This is a genomic window from Ruegeria sp. YKSE079 (genome assembly GCF_059612845.1).
Genome location: NZ_JBXWRJ010000002.1, coordinates 115,336 through 133,465, shown reverse-complemented (window position 1 = coordinate 133,465; position 18,130 = coordinate 115,336). Strand labels below are relative to the sequence as shown.

18 protein-coding genes, 1 tRNA gene and 1 pseudogene are annotated in these 18,130 nt (G+C 55.5%); 10 read left to right on the top strand and 10 right to left on the bottom strand.

Features of this window, described 5'->3' with window-relative positions; translation table 11 throughout:
* Nucleotides 1-75 precede the first annotated feature (75 nt).
* On the bottom strand, nucleotides 76-684 hold the full coding sequence (locus AC2FMY_RS02250) for a sulfatase-like hydrolase/transferase (protein ID WP_496806923.1): 609 nt from the start codon (nucleotides 682-684) through the stop codon (nucleotides 76-78).
* A gap of 158 nt (nucleotides 685-842) precedes the next feature.
* Between AC2FMY_RS02250 and AC2FMY_RS02245 the strand changes: the two genes are divergently transcribed.
* On the top strand, nucleotides 843-1,526 hold the full coding sequence (locus AC2FMY_RS02245; protein ID WP_480748267.1) for a TetR/AcrR family transcriptional regulator: 684 nt from the start codon (nucleotides 843-845) through the stop codon (nucleotides 1,524-1,526).
* Between the two features lie 399 nt (nucleotides 1,527-1,925).
* Here AC2FMY_RS02245 and ctaD read toward each other — a convergent pair whose 3' ends face one another.
* Complete coding sequence (ctaD, locus tag AC2FMY_RS02240) at nucleotides 1,926-3,584, bottom strand: cytochrome c oxidase subunit I (RefSeq protein WP_496747268.1); 1,659 nt, start codon at nucleotides 3,582-3,584, stop codon at nucleotides 1,926-1,928.
* Between the two features lie 303 nt (nucleotides 3,585-3,887).
* Between ctaD and AC2FMY_RS02235 the strand changes: the two are divergent.
* From AC2FMY_RS02235 to AC2FMY_RS02220, 4 genes and pseudogenes are all read left to right on the top strand, one after another.
* Nucleotides 3,888-4,301 (top strand): annotated as a pseudogene (locus tag AC2FMY_RS02235) (adenylate/guanylate cyclase domain-containing protein); the annotation flags it as partial.
* A gap of 21 nt (nucleotides 4,302-4,322) precedes the next feature.
* Nucleotides 4,323-5,771 (top strand): tetratricopeptide repeat protein, encoded by a 1,449-nt coding sequence (locus tag AC2FMY_RS02230; protein WP_496806977.1) that lies wholly within the window; start codon nucleotides 4,323-4,325, stop codon nucleotides 5,769-5,771.
* A 164-nt stretch (nucleotides 5,772-5,935) separates the two neighbouring features.
* Entirely contained in the window at nucleotides 5,936-6,352 is a 417-nt protein-coding gene (locus tag AC2FMY_RS02225) for an HIT family protein (protein WP_496747272.1), read from the top strand.
* 80 nt (nucleotides 6,353-6,432) lie between these two features.
* A complete protein-coding gene (locus AC2FMY_RS02220; RefSeq protein ID WP_496747274.1) occupies nucleotides 6,433-7,353 on the top strand; it encodes a cation diffusion facilitator family transporter in 921 nt (306 codons plus the stop codon).
* 352 nt (nucleotides 7,354-7,705) lie between these two features.
* On the opposite strand, the gene lipB is transcribed toward AC2FMY_RS02220, so the two are convergent.
* Both lipB and AC2FMY_RS02210 read right to left on the bottom strand, forming a co-directional pair.
* Nucleotides 7,706-8,389 (bottom strand): lipoyl(octanoyl) transferase LipB, encoded by a 684-nt coding sequence (gene lipB, locus AC2FMY_RS02215; RefSeq protein WP_496747276.1) that lies wholly within the window; start codon nucleotides 8,387-8,389, stop codon nucleotides 7,706-7,708.
* A 45-nt stretch (nucleotides 8,390-8,434) separates the two neighbouring features.
* Complete coding sequence (locus AC2FMY_RS02210; protein ID WP_496747277.1) at nucleotides 8,435-9,106, bottom strand: DsbA family oxidoreductase; 672 nt, start codon at nucleotides 9,104-9,106, stop codon at nucleotides 8,435-8,437.
* A 127-nt stretch (nucleotides 9,107-9,233) separates the two neighbouring features.
* Between AC2FMY_RS02210 and AC2FMY_RS02205 the strand changes: the two genes are divergently transcribed.
* The 3 genes from AC2FMY_RS02205 to tig all read left to right on the top strand — a co-directional run bounded on the left by AC2FMY_RS02205 (nucleotide 9,234) and on the right by tig (nucleotide 12,396).
* Nucleotides 9,234-9,320, top strand: a tRNA-Leu gene (locus tag AC2FMY_RS02205).
* A gap of 453 nt (nucleotides 9,321-9,773) precedes the next feature.
* Nucleotides 9,774-10,874: a porin gene (locus AC2FMY_RS02200; protein WP_496747281.1), complete on the top strand. Its 1,101-nt coding sequence runs from the start codon at nucleotides 9,774-9,776 to the stop codon at nucleotides 10,872-10,874.
* A gap of 190 nt (nucleotides 10,875-11,064) precedes the next feature.
* The gene (gene tig, locus AC2FMY_RS02195) at nucleotides 11,065-12,396 is read left to right on the top strand and encodes a trigger factor (RefSeq protein ID WP_496747285.1); all 1,332 of its coding nucleotides are present in this window, start codon (nucleotides 11,065-11,067) and stop codon (nucleotides 12,394-12,396) included.
* A 385-nt stretch (nucleotides 12,397-12,781) separates the two neighbouring features.
* Here tig and AC2FMY_RS02190 read toward each other — a convergent pair whose 3' ends face one another.
* The 6 genes from AC2FMY_RS02190 to rpsF all read right to left on the bottom strand — a co-directional run bounded on the left by AC2FMY_RS02190 (nucleotide 12,782) and on the right by rpsF (nucleotide 16,599).
* On the bottom strand, nucleotides 12,782-13,645 hold the full coding sequence (locus tag AC2FMY_RS02190) for an acyl-homoserine-lactone synthase (RefSeq protein ID WP_496747288.1): 864 nt from the start codon (nucleotides 13,643-13,645) through the stop codon (nucleotides 12,782-12,784).
* Between the two features lie 95 nt (nucleotides 13,646-13,740).
* Complete coding sequence (locus tag AC2FMY_RS02185; protein WP_480748277.1) at nucleotides 13,741-14,442, bottom strand: helix-turn-helix transcriptional regulator; 702 nt, start codon at nucleotides 14,440-14,442, stop codon at nucleotides 13,741-13,743.
* A 268-nt stretch (nucleotides 14,443-14,710) separates the two neighbouring features.
* A complete protein-coding gene (locus tag AC2FMY_RS02180; RefSeq protein WP_496747290.1) occupies nucleotides 14,711-15,202 on the bottom strand; it encodes a transglycosylase SLT domain-containing protein in 492 nt (163 codons plus the stop codon).
* Nucleotides 15,203-15,364: 162 nt separating this feature from the next.
* Nucleotides 15,365-15,976, bottom strand: a complete 612-nt coding sequence (rplI, locus tag AC2FMY_RS02175; protein ID WP_480748279.1) for a 50S ribosomal protein L9 — start codon at nucleotides 15,974-15,976, stop codon at nucleotides 15,365-15,367.
* Nucleotides 15,977-15,989: 13 nt separating this feature from the next.
* Entirely contained in the window at nucleotides 15,990-16,217 is a 228-nt protein-coding gene (gene rpsR / locus AC2FMY_RS02170; RefSeq protein ID WP_005608650.1) for a 30S ribosomal protein S18, read from the bottom strand.
* A 28-nt stretch (nucleotides 16,218-16,245) separates the two neighbouring features.
* Nucleotides 16,246-16,599 carry a 30S ribosomal protein S6 gene (gene rpsF, locus AC2FMY_RS02165; RefSeq protein ID WP_480748280.1) on the bottom strand — a complete coding sequence of 118 codons (354 nt, stop codon included), beginning with the start codon at nucleotides 16,597-16,599 and terminating at the stop codon, nucleotides 16,246-16,248.
* A 272-nt stretch (nucleotides 16,600-16,871) separates the two neighbouring features.
* On the opposite strand from rpsF, the gene AC2FMY_RS02160 reads away from it, so the two are divergent.
* Together AC2FMY_RS02160 and AC2FMY_RS02155 are read left to right on the top strand one after the other, a co-directional pair.
* Entirely contained in the window at nucleotides 16,872-17,390 is a 519-nt protein-coding gene (locus AC2FMY_RS02160; RefSeq protein WP_480748281.1) for a hypothetical protein, read from the top strand.
* Between the two features lie 127 nt (nucleotides 17,391-17,517).
* Entirely contained in the window at nucleotides 17,518-18,090 is a 573-nt protein-coding gene (locus AC2FMY_RS02155) for a YceI family protein (protein WP_480748282.1), read from the top strand.
* The last annotated feature ends 40 nt before the right edge of the window (nucleotides 18,091-18,130 follow it).

The window sequence follows — 18,130 nt, the reverse complement described above, 5'->3', positions numbered from 1 at the left end:
CATTGACACAGCCAGGCACGCAGCAGTTTTGTTGGATGGAACCCAAATCGCTTTGACAAACCGCTGCGCTGTCAATCAAACTTCGTTCCGCGCAATCCGGTTTCGCGCAAACAAGATACGAAAGCCCGCTAAGGGCTTTGCTTGAACGATTTGCGGCGTCTCCACCACCTCGGGGTCGAAGCCGAACTGGCTGGTATACTGCGACTCGTCGGTGGTGTTCGGGATGCCGTACCAGACGTCGAAGCCCTGATCGGTCGGAAAGCGTCCCGGCTGATCGCCGAGATGCCATTTGCCGCACATGCCCGTCCGATAGCCTGCCTGCGAGAACAGCTCCGCAATCGTTACTTCCCATCCAACCATGCCATAGGGCAGCCCCCAGACCACCTTGGTCGTGCCTGATCTGATCGGATGTCGTCCGGTCATGAAGGCTGAGCGGGACGGCGTGCATTGGGGCTCGACATTATAGTTGAGAAGCTTCAATCCTTCTTCGGCCAGCCCGTCGAGCCGAGGTGTTTGGGCGCCGCGCAGGATACCGCCGCCAAAGGTCCCGATCTCACCCCAACCGAGGTTGTCGGTCATCATGACAACGACGTTGGGCTTCTGTGTCTCTTGAGCACCTAACGCCGTTGCCGTAAGCACTGCTGCAGCCGCAACGCCCAACACCCGCAATGAAAGTAAGTGCATTGTCTGCTCCCCGGTCTCGTTTTGCCCGTCGAATGGCAAGTCCTGCATGCGTGATCGACGGCGGCTTTTCGTACAGAAAGCAAATTTTTAGGACGATCGTACTATTTGATTGCTATGGTTGTAAAGGCTCGTGGACAGCCGAGGCAGAGGACTGAACTGTGAAGTTGGAGAACCGGATCGCTACTTTCGTTCCCGATAGGACGACGAAACTCCTTCAGGATCTGGTCGCCCAGCGCCCTATCGCGCTTGCTGATCCATCGGAGGCGAAGGGGATCAGGACACAGCGCCGGATACTCGACGGCGCCTTCAAGCTGTTCATCAGCGTTCCGCTGGAGAAATTCACGATGCGCAACCTTGCCTCAGAGGTCGGCATAAAGCTGGGCAACCTGACGTATTACTACCCTTCCAAGTCCGATCTCGTTGAGTCCATGGTGCGCGACCGGATGGCGGACTACGCGCAAGAGATTCTCTCGCTCCTGCAGATTTCCGAGGGCTCCCCGCAGGACGCGCTCGAAAGGACCATCGTCATGCTGGTGCAGGACTTGCGACGGCCGGAGATCGCATTCTTTCCGCAGCTCTGGGCGATGTCCCTGCACGATCCAGACATCGCGATCTGGACCGACAAACTCCATGAGATGGAGCGCCAGTTGATAGAGGGCCTGATCGGCGCCACGCGGCGCGATTGGGATCCCGATGCCTGCTCGGCTCTGGCCCTTCACATCACGGCATCGATCGAAGGCCTGACCCTGTTCATTGGTCAAGACCGAAGGAGTGCCGGTATCTACAGGGCACCAGAGGAGGAGATCATCAGACTTCTGCGCGACAGCTTGCTTGTAGAGTGACATCGATCGCAGATGTCGCCGCCGATCATGCGACTTGCCGGATCCGAAGGCCGGTCAAAGGATCGACCAAGGCCCCAGCGGTGTCCAGGACGAATGGCTTTGATGGCGTATCGAAGGCAGTTGAGGTCAAGATGATCCAGGTCCGCTTCGTCCGTAATCTGTGATTTGGTCCCCTTCGATTTGCCGCGCCTTGCATGAACGGCGCCTTTTTGCATCGCGGCGCGCACACCTGTTCACGCAGTCGCAGCAAAATTCGTGCCGCGTGCGCACGCGGCGAAAAAAAATTCACGGGTTGGACTCAAAGCAGCCAACCGTCAAATTGCATCACCAGGCCACACCCCGCAAAGAAAAACCCCGCCGGAACCGGCGGGGTTTTCTGTCTGTTTCACCTGACAGGGATCAGTGCGCGTGGCCCTTGTCCCAGTCTTCCTGCTTGGGCAGGATCTCGAACGTGTGTTCGGGCGGCGGCGAGGGCAGGGTCCACTCCAGCGTATCGGCGTACTCGTTCCAATAGTTGTTCTGGGTCACCCGTGCGCCGCGCTTGAGCGCATAGAACACGATGCCGAAGAACAGCAGGAACGAGGCAAACGAGATGAACGCGCCCCAGGACGAGACCAGGTTCCACTTCGCGAACGCTTCGGGATAGTCGATATAGCGGCGCGGCATGCCCTGACGGCCCAGGAAGTGCTGCGGGAAGAAGGTCAGGTTGGCGCCGATGAAGAACAGCCAGAAATGAATCTTCGCCCAGAACTCGGAATACTGCCGCCCGGTCATCTTGCCAAAGTAGAAGTAGACCCCGGCAAAGATCGCGAACACCGCACCCAGGCTCATCACATAGTGGAAATGCGCCACCACGTAATAGGTGTCATGATAGGCCCGGTCCACGCCCGCCTGGCTCAGCACCACGCCGGTCACGCCGCCTACGGTGAACAGGAACAGGAACCCCATCGCGAACATCATCGGGGCCTTGAACTCGATCGAACCGCCCCACATGGTCGCGATCCACGAGAACACCTTGACGCCAGTGGGCACCGCGATGACCATCGTGGCCAGCATGAAATAGGCCTGCTGACGCAGCGACATGCCGACGGTGTACATGTGGTGCGCCCACACGACAAAGCCCAGCACGCCGATCGCGATGATCGCCCAGACCATCGGCAGATAGCCAAAGATCGGCTTGCGCGAGAAGGTGGCGATGACATGGCTGATGATGCCGAACCCGGGCAGGATCACGATATACACTTCCGGGTGGCCAAAGAACCACAGGATGTGCTGATACAGGATCGGATCGCCGCCACCGGCCGGATCAAAGAAGGTAAAGCCGAAATTGCGGTCCATCAACAGCATGGTGATCGCGCCCGCCAGCACCGGCAGGCTCAGCAGGATCAGCCACGAGGTGACAAAGATCGACCAGGAAAACAGCGGCACCTTGAACAGGGTCATGCCCGGCGCACGCATGTTCAGGAAGGTGGTGATCATGTTGATCGCGCCGAGGATCGAGGAGGCGCCCGATACGTGCACGGCAAAGATCGCCAGATCCATCGACATGCCGCCCTCGGTCGTCGACAGCGGCGGGTACAGAACCCAGCCCACACCAGACCCAAGCTGGTCATTGCCACCCGGAGACAGCAGCGACGCAACACCCAGCGAGGTGCCCGCAACGTAAAGCCAGAGGCTGAGGTTGTTCATCCGCGGGAACGCCATATCCGGCGCGCCGATCTGCAACGGCATGAAATAGTTGCCGAAACCACCAAAAAGCGCCGGGATGACCACAAAGAACATCATCAGCACGCCGTGATAGGTGATCATCACGTTCCAGACATGCCCGTTGGGGGTGCAGGGGTCGGCCATGAAGCCTTCCAGGCACATGTACTGAACGCCCGGATGCATCAGCTCAAGCCGCATGTAGACGGTCATCATGACCGAGATCAGACCGGCGATCGCCGAGAATATCAGGTACAGAATCCCGATATCCTTGTGGTTGGTCGACATGAACCACCGGGTAAAGAACCCGCGCTGGTCTTCATGGTCATGACCGTGAATGGCTGCGTCTGCCATTTAGGTGCCTCCTGTTGCAACTTAACCGCGCAGCCGAAACGCTCCGGCGCGCGGGGATTCCTGCTGGTTTTAGAATGCGAAGGCCCTGCCTTCAATGGCGGAGTTTGATCTGGATCAAGATAAATGGCCGCACCCCCCTTGAAGAGAGGAGGAGAGAGAATGGCAAGCCAAGCTTGATTTCACGTTGCGGTGCCGTCGCTGCCTTCCGTCGCTTCCCATTCTTCGATTGCCGTCAGCTCCGTGTAGGCGAATAAATATAGCGATGCTGCGAAAGGGCCGCTATTCTCGAAATAGGAGAAATGAATGTCGCGCCGACTTGCCGCAATTCTAAGCATCGACGTAGTTGCATATTCGCGCCTTATGGAACGCGACGAAAGCCGAACGCTTCGCGCGCTGAAGTCCCACCGTGCAGAATTGATTGAACCTTGCGCCCTGCTCTACGGCGGCAAAACGATCAAATTGATGGGCGACGGCGCGTTGATGGAGTTCGCCAGCGCCGTTGATGCCGTCCGCTTCGCCGTGGCGGTTCAGCTTGGGATGCATGAACGGAATGCGGGGGCCGGTAGCGACCAAAGTATCGTGTTTCGGATAGGCGTGAATGTCGGTGACGTTATTGCCGAAAAGGGCGATTTGCACGGTGACGGGGTCAACCTGGCTGCACGGTTGGAGGGATTGGCGGATCCGGGCGGTGTCTGCATCCACCGCAGCGTTCACGATCAGATCAGTGGAAAGCTTGACTTGAATTTTGAGGATCTGGGCGAAATTCAGGTCAAAAACATAGAAAGGCCGGTTCGCGCATTCAAAGTTGTCCTTGATGCCAAAGCCAATGCGCTGGGTGTTTCTCAAAAGAAAGCGCCTTCCTCAAACGGCGGTCACATGCGACGGAGAATGCTTATTTCCGCAGCGTGCGCGTTTCTGATCCTCGTTGTTGTTGCATTGTTGCAGCTGTGGAGACAAGAAAACGGAGTTGTTGCCACAAATGTATTGGCTCATCCGTTGCCGCCTGAACCTTCCATAGTGATAATACCTTTTGAAAACAGGTCGGATGACGTTGACATTGGTTATCTCGCCGAAGGGTTCGGCACGGCGTTAACAACGCAGCTTTCTAAGTTTCCTCAACTTTTGGTAATTGCAGGGTCAACGGCGATCACCTTCGCAGAAGATCCGGGCAGGCCAAGGGATATTGGTCGCGAACTGGGGGTTCGATATGTGTTGGTCGGCAGCATTCATAGCCGAGACGACATTCTTTCGGTCAATGCGACCCTCATTGAAGCCGAGAACGAACACGCGATCTGGTCGGAGCAATATGAGTTCAAGGTCGAGGATGTGTTCTCTGCTCAGGCTGCGCTTGTTCAGGAAATCACCACGACACTGAAGGGGGTCATCGAAGCAAAAGAGATTGCAGCCCTGAGGGAAACTCCAACTGACAATCTGGAGGCATATGACCTTTATCTGAGAGCGGTAGCAAAGAGCAATTCTCTGAACACTGCGGGCCGACAAGAGGCGATTGATCTACTGAAGAAAGCCATCGCTCAGGACCCGGATTTTCTGTCCGCGCATATTGAGTTGGGCGCTCGCTATCTCGGCCTCTGGCGTTTCAATGGAACAGACACCCCCGAAGAGACGCTGAATCTGGCCCGACATCATGTTGCCCGTGCTCTGGAGCTTGATCAGACGGACTACCGGGTCCAACACCGGTTGGGCCAAATTCACCTGTTTGCCGATCACGATCACGAACTGGCGTACAGCGCTTATCAACGTGCGCTGACTAGCAATCCCAACGATCCCGAAGTCCTTTACGATATGGGTTTCTTGCGCTCGTTGATGGGAGAGGCCGCAGAAGCCATCGAATGGAACAACAAAGCCAAAAGGGTCAACCCACGCTATCCCGGTTGGTATAACTTCAACGCGGCGCTTTCGAATTTCTTCGTGAAGAACTACGATCAGGCTCTCCTTCTGGCAAAGACAGGAATTGCCACTTATCCAAAGGCTCTGCCGCCTCGCCGAATCCTTGTCGCGACATTGGCCGAAATGGGTCGGCTGGAAGAAGCTCAGGCAGAGGCTGAGAATCTACTTGCTATCAACCCGAATTTCAGGATTTCCACCCACCGCAATACGCCGTTTCAGCACAAGGAAGATCAAGACCGATATTTTGACGCGATGCGCGCCGGTGGACTTCCCGACTGACCGATGTGATTGCAATCCATCCGCAATCCACCAGTACAAAACGAACAACCCCCCTCGAAAACCGGTACAATTCGTACAGTTTGCTGTACAAACCTGCGGCTTGACCCGGCGGGGTGGGTGGACCACAACTCTGGCAACAGCCCCACACAGAACGGATGGCCCACATGGATTATGATCCCGACAACATCTTCGCCAAGATCCTGCGCGGTGAAATTCCCTCGTCAAAGGTTTACGAAGATGACGACACGCTGGCCTTCATGGACATCATGCCGCGCGCCGACGGGCATCTGCTGGTGATACCGAAAACCCCTTGCCGCAATGTTCTGGACGCCTCGCCCGCGCAGTTGTCCGCCGTCATGCAGACGGTTCAAAAGATGGGTCACGCCGTCATGAAAGCCTTTGATGCTCAAGGGGTTACGGTTCAGCAGTTCAACGAGGCCGCGGGTGGGCAAGAGGTGTTTCACCTGCATTTCCATGTCCTCCCGCGTCACGAGGGCGACCGTTTGCGGCCACCGGGAAACATGGGGGACATGGCCGAGATTGCCGGTCACGCGGAAAAAATCCGGGCGGCGATTGGTTAATTTTTGCCGCCCCTCTTGAAGCTCCAGTTACTGGAGCAATTAGGTGGAACTGCGACACATCACAAAAGGGGCGCCGCCGCATGCCGCACGATCACTCGCACAAACACCACCACATAGACCCCCAAACCGGCGACACCCGAGTCGCCTGGGCCATCGCCGTCAACATGATCCTGACCCTGGCCCAGGTCATCGGGGGCATTCTGTCGGGATCGCTGGCGTTGATCGCCGACGCGCTGCACAATTTCTCGGACGCCATCGCGTTGATCATTGCCTTCTTCGCCCGCAAGATCGCTCGCCGACCAGCGGACGCGCGGATGAGTTTCGGCTATGGTCGCGCCGAGGTGATCGCCGCGCTGGTCAACTATACGACGCTTGTCGTTCTGTCATTTTACCTTATTTATGAAGGTATTATGCGGTTCTTTGAGCCTGAACCGATCAACGGTTGGATGGTGGTCTGGATTGCAGTTTTTGCATTGGTGGTTGATCTGATCACTGCGGCTTTGACCTATACCATGTCCAGGCAAAGCATGAACATCCGCGCGGCATTCATTCACAACGTGGCCGATGCCCTGGGGTCTGTGGCGGTCATCGTGGCCGGCATCGCGGTTATCGTGTTCGGCTGGACATGGGTCGACCCCGCCGTGACGCTCCTGATCGCCATCTACATCTTGTGGCACGTAAAGGCCGAAATCGGAGACACCATCCGCGTTCTGATGCTGGGAACACCCCACGATCTGAACCCGGAACAGGTGGCCGAGGCCATCGAAGCCACAGACGGAGTGCAGAGCGTACACCACATCCACCTGTGGAGCATGCAGGAGAACGAAGCAGCGCTAACAGCTCATGTGGTCGTGGAGCAGGGTCATTGGGGGCGGGCCGACAATATCAAAAGCCAAATTAAAGTGACTCTTCATGACCGGTTCAGCATCGAGCATGCGACGCTTGAAACTGAATGCGCCCATCACGCCTGCATTGAACCCAATCGGTTCGGACACGGCTAAGTTTTGAGTCGAAAATTAATTGCCGCTCCGATTTGGGTCGGAGCGGCGGACTCGTACTAATCACACTGAACGGTCAACTCGGACGGTCATCCAGGTATCCCGGTTTAACATCCCACTCACTCTTCGAATGGTGATTCCACTCTAAGGTATTTTGAGAACGTCCGCACCGGGATTCTGAAAAAATGGATTAAAACTCGCGTTAGATGACAATATCAAAGGAAAATTTTCTCCAGGTCGCGAAACATAGCCGTCAAATTTTGCAGATTGTTTTCCAGACCGGAGTTTTCGGTGCGAATTGGGCAATACCTCAACCTGAGTCGAACCAGTGCCGAACGTTGTCGTCAATTGGCTTTTACAGACCGGCGTCCGCTTTGAATACGTGGATCGGACGCTCGCCAAAAACGTCATCGAACGTCCTTATCAGCGCGTTGTCCACGTCTGCCATCGTGACCGGCAGGCCCAAATCCACCAACGACGTCACTCCATATTCGCTAATGCCGCAAGGGACGATTCCCGAGAAATGCTCCAAGTCCGGCTCCACATTGATCGATATGCCATGAAAGCTGACCCATTTTCGCAACCGGATCCCGATGGCCGCGATCTTGTCTTCAGCGTTTTGGCCAGTAGCGGTCAATGGCTTGTCACTCCGGCGAACCCAGACACCGACCCGTCCGTCGCGAATCTCGCCGGTTACATTGAACTCGGCCAGTGCCGAGATGACCCAGTTTTCAAGCTGCTTCACGAACTGTCGCACGTCATGACCGCGTTTGCCGACATCCAGCATGACATAGACGACTCTCTGGCCAGGTCCGTGATAAGTGTACTGGCCGCCCCGTTTGCTTTCATAGACCGGAAAACGGTTCGGGTCGGTAAGATCCTCGCGCCTTGCCGAGGTGCCCGCCGTGTAGAGAGGCGGGTGTTGCAACAGCCAGATGCATTCATTTGCTTCGCCCATCGCAATGGCCGACGAGCGTTGCTCCATGAACTCGACCGCCTCTCGGTAGTCGGTCAAACCGTCTGAGATCTTCCATTCCATGGCCGATCAATACCCCGATGTGGCCGCGGGTAAAAGGGGCAGTGATCAGGCCGCTTCGGTCAGGCAGCGCTGTATGATCCGACCATAGTTTTCTACACCTTGCGCGCCTGTCACCAGGTATTTTCCTCCGAACACCATTGCGGGCACGCCTGAAATACCCCTGCTGGACCAGAAACGCTGCTTTTCGCGAACCCGGGCCTTGTGTCCGCCTGATTCCAAAGCATCTTGGGCGGCTTGACTGTTCAAACCAGCAGCTTGTGCAGTAGCGATCAGGATGGTCAGTTCGGATACGTCCTTTTGGTCGGTGAAATATGCATTGAACAACGCCATTTTCAAAGCATGCTGCTGACCATCGCCTTCTGCCCAATCCAGCAACTGGTGCGCCTTGAAGGTATTCACGATCCGGCTTTCTTCATTGAAATTGAAGGTGAACCCAAGTTCAGCCCCTAGCTCGGCAAGTCTGTCGCGCGCCTGTTGGCTCTGCTCAGCGGTCGAGCCGTATTTTTCCATGATATGTTCCCTCAGGTTCTGGCCTTCGGGTCCCATATCGGGGTTCAATTCGAACGGGTGCCATCGCAGACGGGCAATGGCACCCGACTGGGCAAGCGCTTTCTCAAGTTGTTTGAACCCGACAATGCACCACGGGCAGACGACATCCGAAACAATATCGATCTGAATGACTGGACGGTCTTCTGCAGCTATCAATCGACGCTCCATTGTCGGTCGTATGATTACAGGTTTCTTACCAGATATGTGAAGTTGCCAAGAAATCAAACTGAAGTGTTTTTGCCTCTTCACATCGCTGGCATGAGCGTCTATACGCCCCTCACCAAGTCACAGGCGTGCGGTCGTGGCGGAATTGGTAGACGCGCAGCGTTGAGGTCGCTGTGGGGTAACTCCCGTGGAAGTTCGAGTCTTCTCGACCGCACCATTGGCAATACTGCCTGAATGTGTGAAGGCGGACATTCAAAGGCCTGCTGATTTGCAGGCTCACGCAAAGCCTACACTTCTTTCAATATGTGTTCTGCATTGTCGCCGCCGCAATCTCAGGTGTTGGCTCAATTCTAGTTGGAAGTCAAAATCTCGGCGGGATTTCGCCAGTTTGTGTGCAACTATGCAGACCTGGTATTTGCTCAATGCATGTGTAATACGGCACAATTTTCTTGGGGTCGTTTTCGATGCACATGAATTTTTCTACCAAGCGCCTTAAAACACGAGAGACTCATATGCAAATGTCTGCAGGAATGTGACCGATTTGCCATTCTCAAACAGCCTCTCCGGGCGCGCTCTGGTTTTTTCTGCAGCTGCACACAAGTGAATGACACAAAGGAACCAAAAACGCTGGATGGTGAAGGTTATGCTAGATATTTCAAGAAATACATCATTGGCTGCGCTCGTTGCTGCAACTGCAGCATTTCCGGCTGCGGCTGAACTGAAATACGAGAACGGCTCGGGCGGGTATGTTCTGTTGTATGGACAACTGCACCCTGCCATCATTTCCGTTGATGACGGGCAAGAGACGGATACCCGCTTGCTGGACAACGATCTGTCGAACAGTCGTGTAGGCTTGCGTGCTTTCCAACCATTCGGGGCTAACGACTTTCAGTTCCGGTTTGAATCGGCCTTGGGTTTTCCGAACTCGACCGAGTGGAGCCAATTGGGTACGGATTTCGGTGGGTGGACCCGCACTGATATCCGGTTTGTCGACTTTTCGCTCAAAGGCGACTGGGGCAGGGCGTCTGCAGGTCAAGGCAGCATGGCTTCGGATGGCGCCGCCGAGGTTGACCTCTCATATGTCGGAACGGCACTATATTCCTTTACGAACGACGAGAACTCAGGCTTTTTCTATCGCGAATTGGGCGGTGCGCTGAGCGGTATCACGATTGGCGACACCAGTGATGATTTTGACGGCTCCCGCCGCGGCCGCATTCGCTATGACACTCCGGATTTCAACGGGATTTCAGCCAGTGTCGCCTGGGGGCAGAACATTCTGTCGTCCAGCGACGATGACGATTACTACGACGTCGCGGTCTACTATGAAAACACCTTTGCTGGTGGTGTCGAGTTTTCCGCCGGCGTCGCCTATGCCGTACGCGAACGGGACGACAATTCGGGCGACCGGAAAGATACGATCGGGTCTGCATCCGTTCTGTTACCAAGCGGGCTGAGCTTCACCGCTGCGGCAGGCACACGGGATGACGAAAGCGCCGGTGCGAGCGATCCCAGTTATTGGTATGGCAAGATTGCCTATGAAGGGGACTGGGTGTCCTGGGGTAAAACCGGTGTTGGCGTCGACTATTATAGCGGGGCCGATTTCGTAAATGACGGCTCGGACACCAAAGCTTGGGGCGTGGCCGTGGTTCAGAAGGTCGAAAGCATCAACACCGATGTGTACCTGAAATACCGCAATCACGACTTCGACGACGGCACCACCGGTTTCCAGAAGAACGAAACATGGGTTTTAGGCGCTCTTTGGAAGTTCTGATTTAGCAGCCTGACAATGCAGGTTTTTAGCGCCCCGGCCCAGGTTGGGGCGTTTTTGTTGGTAGAAATCGTGCCGAAACCGGATCGTTTCGGGATATGACCCTTGCACGCGGGCGGCGGGCAAAATAGAAGGCATCAAATTTTCCTGGCGCGCGGTTTCGTGCGCCCCGAATCCTATGGGGACTACCATAATGCAGGTTACCGAGACGCTGAACGAAGGTCTGAAACGCGGCTACAACATCGTCGTCACCGCTTCCGAGCTGGACGATAAGGTCAACGAAAAGCTGACAGAAGCGCAGCCGGAAATCGAGATGAAGGGCTTCCGCAAGGGTAAGGTGCCGATGGCGCTGCTGAAAAAGCAGTTCGGCCAGCGTCTGCTGGGCGAAGCGATGCAGGAAACCATTGACGGCGCGATGAACAAGCATTTTGAGGACAGCGGTGACCGCCCCGCGCTGCAGCCAGAGGTCAAGATGACCAACGAGGACTGGAAAGAAGGCGATGACGTTCATGTCGAAATGTCCTATGAAGCGCTTCCGAATATCCCCGAAGTCGATTTGAAGTCGATTGCGCTGGAAAAGCTGGTGGTCAAGGCGGACGATACGGCAATTGACGAGGCGCTGGCCAACCTGGCGGAAACCGCACAGAACTTCAAATCACGCCGCAAGGGCTCCAAAGCCAAGGACGGTGATCAGGTTGTCATCGATTTCGTGGGCAAGGTTGATGGCGAGGCATTCGAAGGCGGCTCGGCCGAGGATTACCCGTTGGTTCTCGGTTCCAACAGCTTTATTCCCGGTTTCGAAGAACAGCTGGTTGGCGTGAAGGCCGAAGAGGAAAAAGACGTCAACGTCACCTTCCCCGAAGAATACGGCGCCGAGCACCTGGCTGGAAAAGAAGCGGTATTCACCTGCACGATCAAAGAGGTGAAAGAACCGGTAGCCGCGGAGATTGATGACGAACTGGCCAAGAAATTCGGCGCCGAGGATCTGGTTGCCCTCAAAGGTCAGATCGCGGAACGTCTGGAGGCAGAATATGCTGGTGCTGCCCGCGCAGTGATGAAGCGCGGCCTGCTGGATGCACTGGACGATGTCGTCTCTTTCGATCTGCCGCCTTCACTGGTCGATTCAGAAGCCAAGCAGATCGCTCATCAGTTGTGGCACGAAGAAAACCCCGATGTGCACGACCACAACCACGGTGAGATTGAAGCAACCGACGAACATGTGAAGCTGGCTGAGCGTCGCGTACGTCTGGGCCTGTTGCTGGCGGATTTGGGACAGAAGGCCGAGGTCGAGGTGACCGACGCCGAAATGACCCAGGCGATTATGCAGCAGGCGCGCCAATATCCGGGCCAGGAGCGCCAATTCTTTGAATTCATCCAGAAAAACGCCCAGATGCAACAACAGCTGCGCGCGCCAATCTTTGAAGATAAAGTTGTGGACTATGTCTTTGAACTGGCCAACGTCAGCGACAAGGAAGTCAGCAAGGACGATCTGCAAAAGGCCGTAGAGGCGCTGGAAGAGGAATAATCCTCTTCTGGGCACTCGTGAAAACTAAAAAACGGAGCTGCCGGGAAACTGGCAGCTCCGTTTTTTTAGCTTCCGCAGGCCGAGGTGAGGGGGTCGGTCCTCGTTCGCGGAAGCGCGGGGAAATTGGGCGGAGCCGTCGAAAAACAGACGGCTCCGCATGAGTGGCTTCTGATCCCGCGAGGCGAGGGGGGAGCCTCACAGGCAAAAGCACCGGGGAATTTGGGCGGAACCGCCGGTAATTCGACGGTTCCGCTTGGGTGGCTTCTGATATGCAAGATGAGGGGGTCAGGTCTTGCCAACAAAAGCACGGGGGGTTTGGGACGGAGCCGCCGGGTATAGAAGGCAGCTCCGCCTGAGTGGCTTTCTGTCTCAAAAGGTGAGGGGGTCAGGCCTTTTGAGCAAAAGCACGGGGTGTTCGTCGCAGCGCCTCCTTCTGCGCCGGTGTGAACTTGTCCGAAAGCTCCTCAATGAGCTTGAGCACTGCCTGGACTTCACTTTCGGTTCGGGCCGAGTTCATTTGTTCGACGAAATACCTTTCCAGAACGCTGAGCGGTTGGTGATCACGGTTCGCCGGATGCTGTTTGGTAACATCTTTCGATGTTGCACCATGGAACAGGGTAAGTGCCTCTTCTTCTTCTAGGAAGACGTCGTGGTCTATACCAGCATACTCCCTAATGCTGTTGATCCGTTCGTCGGAGCAGTCCATCAAGGCGGCCATAGCCGTGACTTTTCCCATTGGTTTCGGTGTTCCGAGATAGTCGCATGGAGCATTCCCGGATCGCTTTAGGACGCGGTTGATAACCGGATCGATCACAGCGACAGCGTCCAGAACGCCTGCTTTTTGTGCGTATTCAAAAGACCCGATCATAACTTCGCTCGTGACATATGAAATAGTATTCTTGCCACGTCCATGACCCAACTTGTTGGTGTCGACGCAAAAGCGGGTCGCTTCCCAGATTTGCGCGCTTCGCAGGGGCGGCTCACCATCAAGGATGTCGTTGAAGACGTCCGCCAGCATGTGTGGCCCGGTCGTTTGAAGCAATCTCATACATCCAACGACTTCCCCATCATCGTTGATGCTTACAACATGTGCAGGATGCAGGTTGTCGAACTTATCCCGCTCTTTCCCATCTTCGACTTTCACGTCCCAACCCAGGCGATCCTGGAAGACGCGAGCGCGCAATTTGAACATTTCGTCCAAAACACAGCTGAACTTTGGTGCGTTCAGCCCATCAATGACAATGATCATGTCATCCCCCTCTAATCTCTATTGTCCGTAACAATTAGGTTAAGAGAGACTTGACTATGAAATCTATTGGGGGATTCCCGTAGATTTCTTTTTTTTTACCCGGGGTAGATTAAGCCCAGACTTATCGCGCGCCCGACAGCCTGCGCAGTGGTCAACGCACCAAGTTTGTCCCGGCCCGAACGCATGTGAACCTCGACCGTTCGGTGCGAGATGCTGAGAATATCACCGATATCTTGCTGGGATTTGCCCTCGGCGACCCATTGCAGGATTTCCTTCTCCCGCGATGACAGCGGTGGCAGGTACAGTGCCTTTGCCAGAAGTCCCGAACGCATCACAGTGTCATGAATATGTACGGCGGCCATCTGCAGCTCTCCCATGACATCCTTGATCTGGGATTCCCACTCTCTGTCAGAACAGTCGCGCGTCACGCTGAGCAAACCGCATTCGCCATAGGGGCCGCGGATTGGAACAGTCAGGCCGCGATCTGTAATGCCGAAATCACTCGCGTCGCGAAATACCGTGTTGAATTTGTCGTCGTGATTGAAACGCCCCCAATCAACGGGAGCCACGCTCAATGCCGCTTGATAGAGTGTGGGATCCAAATGGTGAAAGCCTTGCCGGGCATAGTGATGCTTCCATTCTTCGGGATAGTTTGCGTACCCCTGAACATCACCATGAATCGGATTCATGGTCGCATAAGAGGCAAAGTCAAAACCAAGCAAATCACAGACGGAGTCTATGATTTCACTTGCGGTCGTTTCTTTTTGATCGACCGCTGCTAAGTCAATTAACTTCACCTTGCACACCTCGGCTGCGGACGGTGCATCTGTCCGTTCAAGTTGCGGCTATTACCATATCCACGCCCGCACGTTGCGTCAAATGGCGTCATATAGACAAGTACGTTGATCATAATCAGGAATTAAGCGCGCTTGATCGGCAACACTTTGTCCATTTTGTGACAGGAGTGTCCCGAAACACCTAATACCAATAGACTTAAGGAGTCCAAATAGTCAGTTAGGCTGGTCGCACCAAGTCAATTTCTTGAATGCCTTATGCGACACCCCTTCATGTATTTGGTTTGGCCAACCCTGTTTCCACCAACATCCCACGCCTTTTCGCCTCATAGTAGTAGCCTTTGGCATAAAGCTGTATTGCCCGGTGTTGATCGCCATCTGCCAACAGCCAGGCGCCACGCAGGTATTTTCCCGCATACTTCAAATTTGTATCGGCATCCAAAAGCCCGTTTGGTGGCCCCTGATAGCCCATCGTACGGGCCGTGGCCGGATAGATTTGCAGCAAGCCGTAATAGGGCCTGTTGACCGCCCAAGGACGGTGGGTGCTTTCGCGGATCGCAAGCTTGTGGACCAACTCGCGCGGCAATTCGTAATGGTCGGCCCATTTATTGATCAGGCCCCGTAATTCCGGCGTTTCGTTCGGATAAAGCGGAGGGTTTGATTGCTGGTTTCGGGTGCTCAGCCGATCATCTGAACCGGAACAGGCAGTTAATGCAGTTGAGCATAACGCAAACAGGATTGTCCGGCGTGTCAGGTTTGTCATCGGGCACCTCCGTATCGGAATCCGTATAAGCGGAGGACTTTGTCGCTGCAAACCTCTGTGAGTTTGTGTGCTGTTTCCCGCCGACGTCGTCCTTTTTCCGCCGATATAGAAAAAGAAAAGCCGCGCATAAATGCGCGGCCCTCAGGTTTTTTGAGTTCAGTCTCAGGAAGCGTCGGAAGAAGTTTCTTCGTCGGCGGAAAGACCTTCATCCTCGGATGCGGCCGAGCCGATGTCGTCGAACAATTCCGAGATCTCGAATTCGGCGGCAGCCTCTTCCTCAGCGGCCAATTCCTGAATCGACTTGCCCGAAGCCTGCAATTCGGCCTCTTCAGCCGAACGCGCTACGTTGAGCTTGATTGCCACTTCAACCTCCGGGTGCAGGATGACCGCGACGGTGTGAAGACCCAGCTCCTTGATCGGAGCGACCAGGGCAACCTGTTTCTTGTCCAGCGAGAAACCTGCTTCGGTGGCAGCGTCCGCCGCGTCACGCGGCGTAACAGAGCCATAAAGCGCACCGGCATCCGATGCGGAGCGAATCACGACGAACTGCTGGCCGTCGAGCTTTTCAGCCAGCGTTTCGGCTTCTTTCTTTGTTTCAAGGTTGCGGGCTTCCAGTTGCGCTTTCTGGGATTCGAAAGAAGCAACGTTTGCTTCGGACGCGGTCAGCGCCTTGCCTTGCGGCAGCAGGAAGTTGCGGGCAAAGCCGGGCTTGACGTCAACGACGTCGCCCATCTGGCCCAGTTTCGCAACGCGTTCGAGAAGGATAACTTGCATGATCCTGTTCTCCTTACTTCACGGCGTAGGGCAGCAGGGCGAGGAAGCGGGCGCGCTTGATGGCGCGAGCCAGTTCACGCTGCTTCTTGGCCGAAACGGCGGTGATGCGGGACGGGACGATCTTGCCGCGCTCGGAAATGTAGCGCTGAAGCAGACGGGTGTCCTTGTAGTCGATCTTGGGCGCGTTCTCACCCGAGAACGGGCAGACCTTGCGGCGGCGGAAAAACGGTTTTGCGGCCATGGTTTTATGTCCTTTCCTCAGGCGTTGATCAACGGCGTTCGCGGCGATCGCCGCGTTCGTCGCGCTTCTGCATCTGAACCGACGGGCCGTCTTCGTGACCGTCGACCTTGATGGTCAGAACGCGCATGACGTCGTCATGAAGGCGCATCAGGCGCTCCATTTCCTGGACCGCTCCAGCGGGGGCATCGGTCTTGAGGAAGGCATAGTGCCCCTTGCGGTTCTTGTTGATCTTGTAGGCCATCGTCTTGACGCCCCAGTACTCGCTGTCGACGATCTTGCCGCCGTTGTCCGCGAGGACGGTGCCGAAATGTTCGACGAGGCTTTCCGCCTGCGCGTTGGAAAGGTCCTGACGCGCAATCATGACATGCTCATAGAACGGCATGTGTGCTCCTGTTTATATCAAGGCGCATTTCATAGGCGGGGCCATTTCCCTTTCGCGACCCTGCCACGAGAGGCTGCGCGGTTCACAAATCACTGCGAAAGGATGGCCCCATATACACGTTTGAGCGTCAGGGACAAGTCCCGAATAATGTCACCACCCCGCCGCCCAAATACCCTGCGTGCGCCCAATTGCTGACGCTTTTTCAGTCGAAATTCTGACTACCGCGAGTTGAACCGCATAAGAGTAACCGCATTGTAAGGACCTTGAGACCGATGACCGCGACCCAGACCAACACATTCTCGCAGCCGATGACCGTGTCGGCCTTTGACAAAGCCGTGCCGGTCAAGATCACATTCGCTCCGAACTGGCCTGCGCGCATTGTGCTGCTCAAGGCGATCGGTTTGCTGATGATCGTCAGTGTTCTAGCCCTTTGGTTTATGCCGGGTTCGACTTTCGATGCCGACATGTTGCCCTTCAAGGCGGTTCCATCGATGCTGGTTCTGGCAATGGGAACAGCCTTGCTGACCCTGAAGCATGTGAACGATCGCCCCGACGCATATTTCGATCCGATCCGTCGCGAAGTGCGGGTTCTGCAGAAAAACGAAAACGGCCGTCCGCACACCGTGCTGCGTCGCGGTTATGAAACACTGGGCGGCGCCCGCTTTTCGGACAAGCAGGTGGAGTTGTTCGATCTCGATGGTAGCCTTTTGATGAAACTTCCATTGGCGTCGAAAGAAGTCGCGAATGCGCTCAAGGGACAGTTGAGCGGATCCATTGCAATCGCTGCGTGAGTCTGCCTCTGTTCATTCTCTAACAGGTTCTGTGAAAATTCGAAGATTGTGTGCCGCCCTGGGGCGGCACATTTTCGTTTGATGGGCGGCCCGATTGGTCGCATCGTCTTAACGTGGAGCAGACTTTATGAAAACGACCCTTCTTGCCGCCGTCTTGGCGTTGACCGCGACATCGGCGCTGGCGACTGCCGACAAATATGTTCTGGATGCAAGCCACAGCCAAGTGGTTTTCACTTACAACCACCTGGGGTTCTCGACCACGACCGGCATGTTCTCGGGGTTCGAGGGCGAGATCTTGTTCGACCCCGAAAACCCCGCAACATCAAGTGTTTCGGTCTCGATGCCGGTCCTGTCCATGTTTACTGGATGGGAAAAACGCGAAGAACATTTCATGTCGGGCGATTTCTTTGGCGCCAAGGAGGGTGACATGATTGCCTTCAACTCGACAGGGATTGAAATCACTGGCGAGAATTCGGCCAAGATTGTGGGCGAGCTGACTATGAACGGGGTCACCAAACCGGTCGAACTGGATGCCACGCTGAACCAGCTGGGTGAGCATCCGGTGGCTGGCAAGCCCTGGGCCGGGTTCGATGCAACCACAACAGTTGTGCGCTCGGATTTCAACCTGGGTATGTTCGCGCCCTACGTGAGCGATGAAGTCGAGATCAAAATTTCGGTCGAGGCGCAGAAGGTCGAGTAAGGATCTACCCTTTCCAAAAAAAACGGCGGCCTGCATGGCC

Bases quoted from the DNA above. Each gene is read 5' to 3' on its own strand.
- AC2FMY_RS02250 (WP_496806923.1), bottom strand. From the start codon at position 684: ATGCACTTACTTTCATTGCGGGTGTTGGGCGTTGCGGCTGCAGCAGTG.
- ctaD (WP_496747268.1), bottom strand. From the start codon at position 3,584: ATGGCAGACGCAGCCATTCACGGTCATGACCATGAAGACCAGCGCGGG.
- AC2FMY_RS02225 (WP_496747272.1), top strand. From the start codon at position 5,936: ATGGATTATGATCCCGACAACATCTTCGCCAAGATCCTGCGCGGTGAA.
- AC2FMY_RS02220 (WP_496747274.1), top strand. From the start codon at position 6,433: ATGCCGCACGATCACTCGCACAAACACCACCACATAGACCCCCAAACC.
- lipB (WP_496747276.1), bottom strand. From the start codon at position 8,389: ATGGAATGGAAGATCTCAGACGGTTTGACCGACTACCGAGAGGCGGTC.
- AC2FMY_RS02210 (WP_496747277.1), bottom strand. From the start codon at position 9,106: ATGGAGCGTCGATTGATAGCTGCAGAAGACCGTCCAGTCATTCAGATC.
- tig (WP_496747285.1), top strand. From the start codon at position 11,065: ATGCAGGTTACCGAGACGCTGAACGAAGGTCTGAAACGCGGCTACAAC.
- AC2FMY_RS02190 (WP_496747288.1), bottom strand. From the start codon at position 13,645: ATGATCATTGTCATTGATGGGCTGAACGCACCAAAGTTCAGCTGTGTT.
- AC2FMY_RS02180 (WP_496747290.1), bottom strand. From the start codon at position 15,202: ATGACAAACCTGACACGCCGGACAATCCTGTTTGCGTTATGCTCAACT.
- rplI (WP_480748279.1), bottom strand. From the start codon at position 15,976: ATGCAAGTTATCCTTCTCGAACGCGTTGCGAAACTGGGCCAGATGGGC.
- rpsR (WP_005608650.1), bottom strand. From the start codon at position 16,217: ATGGCCGCAAAACCGTTTTTCCGCCGCCGCAAGGTCTGCCCGTTCTCG.
- rpsF (WP_480748280.1), bottom strand. From the start codon at position 16,599: ATGCCGTTCTATGAGCATGTCATGATTGCGCGTCAGGACCTTTCCAAC.
- AC2FMY_RS02160 (WP_480748281.1), top strand. From the start codon at position 16,872: ATGACCGCGACCCAGACCAACACATTCTCGCAGCCGATGACCGTGTCG.
- AC2FMY_RS02155 (WP_480748282.1), top strand. From the start codon at position 17,518: ATGAAAACGACCCTTCTTGCCGCCGTCTTGGCGTTGACCGCGACATCG.